We start from the raw sequence: 814 nt of genomic DNA on the forward strand, positions 1-814 counted from the left end.
AAGAGAGGCTTACCTGAAGGACAGCCATCGAAGTGCAAGAAAACAGCGCGAGGTCAAAAAGGTCGTTCGAATGTCGACTTATTTACACGAACCGAATCGTCCTTCCATCGGTGCGAAACAAGATTCGATCGTCGTGTACGCAGCTCATTCATCCGCCATTGGCAAACTAGCTAAGAGCTTTAGATAATACCCTGGCGTTTTTTTGGTTCTTGGTTTGTAGAACCGAACAAAAAACGCCAGGCACCAAGCGATGGTAATCGCGCGGTAGCCTAAGTAAGCGTACAAAAATAGAGTGCCGGAAATACTGGTGTGAGAAGGTTACCGAGAAAAGCTTGACACAAACAGGTAAATGTTGATATTTGATACTTATCCAAAATGTTGATATAATTAACATAAGAACAGATGTTCTAGCGGTTGTAAAGGTGAGCAAAGCGTTTAGCAACTTGTTAAAGTATATCGACAAATTACCACACACAAAAAAAGAACAAGTTTATCACCTGAATTATTCATAGAAAACTTTTGATTACTTTTGAATGCTTATTTATCAAGCGTTTCATCTGACTTGATCATGCATCAAATAAATAAAAAAAGAATCCATTTCTGTTAAAGTTAAATCACGACAAAATAACCACAGAAAGGATTCTTATAATGGCTACTTTACCGGAAATAACTCTAGATTTCAATCGTCAAATTAAATTGTCCAGCTGTGAAGAGTAAATTTTATTAAATCTCTTCCAATCAATAAAAAAGGTTGAGTCATTTACAGAATATTCAATAAATTATTTTCACCCAATTTTTGCTAAAAAGCCAAGCC

At 36.4% G+C, this 814-nt stretch carries 1 protein-coding gene; it reads left to right on the top strand.

The window, feature by feature from the left end:
* Nucleotides 1-187, top strand: a 187-nt coding sequence (locus tag IEV18_RS17410; RefSeq protein ID WP_373281958.1) for a hypothetical protein, incomplete at its 5' end; no start/stop codon positions are given.
* Between the last annotated feature and the right edge of the window lie 627 nt (nucleotides 188-814).

It is taken from the genome of Compostibacillus humi, assembly GCF_014637175.1.
Taxonomy (GTDB): Bacteria; Bacillota; Bacilli; order Bacillales; family Amphibacillaceae; genus Oceanobacillus; species Oceanobacillus humi.